The sequence below is a fragment of the Mycobacterium sp. TH-M82 genome, assembly GCF_057473605.1.
Window position 1 is genome coordinate 1 of record NZ_JBYCKY010000149.1, and the last position, 2594, is coordinate 2594.

Consider the following 2594-nt stretch of genomic DNA (forward strand, 5'->3'; position numbering starts at 1 on the left):
CGTCACCCTGGCCGGCACCGCGGCGACGGCCATTCAGGCGGACGCACTCGAGAACGCGGCTGAGGACGCCTGGAAGAACGTCAACATCGTCAACACGTTGACGATCGAGAGCATGGGGTCGAGAAAATGAACATCAAGCCGGGTATCACCGCACCCGACGTCGCCAGCCTGGGCGGGCACGGTGTTCAAGGCCGCCGGCTCGATGCCCGACTTCACCTTCGACACGGTAAGGAAAAATCGAGATGGCCTTCGTCATCCAATGGTTGTGGTACTTGCTCGCGTTCGTGGTGGGTTCGGCCGTCGCCCGGCTGATCGTCACACTGTCTATTCGATGCACAAACAGGGAAGAAGCGCTGGCTGATCTGGCTGATCTGGCTGGACTGCCCGGTCTGCGCGAGACCGGAGCCCGGTGATGGCCGGCGTCAATGAATTGTTGATGGCGCTGAGCTTTGTGCTCGGGCTGGTGTTGACATTGATATTCACGATCCGGCGAGTCACCCGCGACGATCAAGGGCAATAGGGCAATGAGGACTCGAAGCTCTACCACACTCCGGACAGCCCGGCCTTTGACGCGACGATCGCCGAGGTGTGGTTCCGGGAGGAGAAGGCGACGCGGCCGGCTCCCGGCAAGCCGGGCTTAGCTCGGTGGCGGCAGGCGCAGCAGCAACCGCACCCCGCCCAGCGGGCTGTCCTGCAGCGACGCCGTGCCGCCATGCAACTCGGCCTGCTGCGCTACCAGTGCCAGCCCGAGACCCGAGCCGGTGTGTGAGGCCTTCGACCCGCGGGCGAACCGCTCGAACACCACGTGGCGTTCTTCCTCGGGCACCCCGCTGCCGTTGTCGTCGACGGCGATCTCCACCCCGACCCGTGAGCTGACCGCGGACAACTGCACCCGGTTGGCGCCGCCGTGCTTGACCGCGTTGGCGATCGCGTTGTCCACGGCGAGCCGCAGCCCGGCCGGCAGCCCGACGATGATGCAGGTCGGCGATGGCACCAGCGAGACCTCCAGGTCGGGGTAGACCCGCATCGCATCGTGGGCGGCGCGGTCGAGCAGTTCGGTGATGTCGACTGGCACGTGATCGTCGGCGGTGGACAGCTCGCCCTGGGCCAGCCGCTCCAGTGCACCCAACGTGGCCTCGATCCTCGTCTGGGTGCGGGCGACGTCGTTGAGGACTTCCTTACGCTGGCCGTCGGGCAGGTCCAAGGTGGACAGCACTTCGAGATTGGTGCGCATAGCGGTCAACGGGGTGCGCAGCTCGTGCGACGAGACCGCGGCGAAGTCGCGGGCCGAAGCCAGCGCATCCTTGGTGCGGTCCTGCTCCTTCCAGATTCGCTGCAGCATGCCGCGCATCGCCTCGGCGATCTCGACGGCCTCGGTGGCGCCGCGAGCTTCGATCTGGGGCCTCTCATCACCGGCATCGATCGAGCGGGCCTGCTGGGCCAGCCGTCGCAGCGGCCGCACCGCGAACGCGGCCAGCAACCAGGCCCCCACCGCGGCTGCGAGGATCGCCAGCCCGCAAACAATGATCACCCGGCGGTGCTCGTTGTGAATCTCCTTGATGGTTTCGTCATAAGTGGCACCGACCGCCACCATCATCGGGCCGGGCCCGGGGATGTCCACGGTGCGCACCCGGTAGCGCGCCCCGTTGACGTAGGTGTCGGCGTAGCCCGGCTGCAACCGGGGCAGCACCACCGGGGAGTTGGATGTCTCCTGGCTTCCTTTGCGCACGGTGATGACGGTGTTCTGGCCGCGGGGCGGGCCGGGAATCTGGCCGAGGCTGACGAACGGGGTCGCGAAACCGGCCGCCTCGTCGAGACGTCGGTCCAGCCAGTACTTGCGGTCGTTGGTGATGCCGACCCACACGTTGGCACCGACGATGAGCACCGCGACCGCGGTGCCGATTGCCGTCGCGAACACCACCCGGGTGCGCAGCGAGGGCGTCCGGGTGAAGATCCGCGTCAGTCTGTTCATGGTGGTCTGGTGATGGTCATGGCGGCTTCTACTGCACCCGCAGGACGAATCCCACTCCTCGTACGGTGTGCAGCAGCCGGGGGCTGCCGCCGGCCTCCAGCTTGCGCCGCAGATACCCGATGAACACGTCGACGACATTGGTGTCGGCGGCAAAGTCGTAGCCCCAGACTAGCTCCAGCAGCTGAGCGCGGGAGAGCACCGCGGTCTTGTGCTCGGCAAGCACCGCCAGCAGGTCGAACTCGCGCTTGGTGAGGTCGATGTCGGTGCCGTTGACCCGGGCGCGGCGGCCCGGGATGTCCACCTCGAGCGGTCCCACCGTGATGGTCTCCGCGGAGGAGGTGGCGGTGGACCCGCGCCGGCGCAACAGCGCTCGCACCCGCGCCACCAGCTCGGCCAGCACGAACGGCTTGACCAAGTAGTCGTCGGCGCCGGCCTCCAGGCCCATGATCCGGTCGTCGACGGAGCTTCGGGCAGACAGCACACATACCGGAACATCGTTGTCCATGGCTCGCAGCGCGGTGACCACGCTGACGCCGTCCAGCACCGGCATGTTGATGTCGAGCACGATGGCGTCCGGGCGGGTCTCGGTGGCGCTGCGCAACGCCTCGGCGCCGTCGGCCGC

At 67.4% G+C, this 2594-nt stretch carries 4 protein-coding genes and 1 pseudogene; 3 read left to right on the plus strand and 2 right to left on the minus strand.

What is annotated here, in order from left to right; all coding sequences use genetic code 11:
* The first annotated feature begins 242 nt into the window (after positions 1-242).
* The 3 genes and pseudogenes from arfB to AC2VON_RS04405 form a co-directional block, all read left to right on the plus strand.
* Positions 243-413, plus strand: a complete 171-nt coding sequence (gene arfB, locus AC2VON_RS04395) for a channel accessory protein ArfB (RefSeq protein ID WP_486951849.1) — start codon at positions 243-245, stop codon at positions 411-413.
* Positions 413-520 (plus strand): channel accessory protein ArfC, encoded by a 108-nt coding sequence (gene arfC / locus AC2VON_RS04400; protein ID WP_486951850.1) that lies wholly within the window; start codon positions 413-415, stop codon positions 518-520. Before arfB ends, arfC begins: the two co-directional genes overlap by 1 nt.
* 12 nt (positions 521-532) lie before the next feature.
* A pseudogene (locus tag AC2VON_RS04405) lies at positions 533-598 on the plus strand (sunset domain-containing protein); the annotation flags it as partial.
* A 39-nt stretch (positions 599-637) separates the two neighbouring features.
* Here AC2VON_RS04405 and AC2VON_RS04410 read toward each other — a convergent pair.
* Together AC2VON_RS04410 and AC2VON_RS04415 are read right to left on the minus strand one after the other, a co-directional pair.
* Entirely contained in the window at positions 638-1972 is a 1335-nt protein-coding gene (locus tag AC2VON_RS04410; RefSeq protein ID WP_486951851.1) for a sensor histidine kinase, read from the minus strand.
* A gap of 28 nt (positions 1973-2000) precedes the next feature.
* Positions 2001-2594 (minus strand): response regulator transcription factor (locus tag AC2VON_RS04415; RefSeq protein WP_486951852.1); only part of this gene is annotated, 594 nt, incomplete at its 5' end.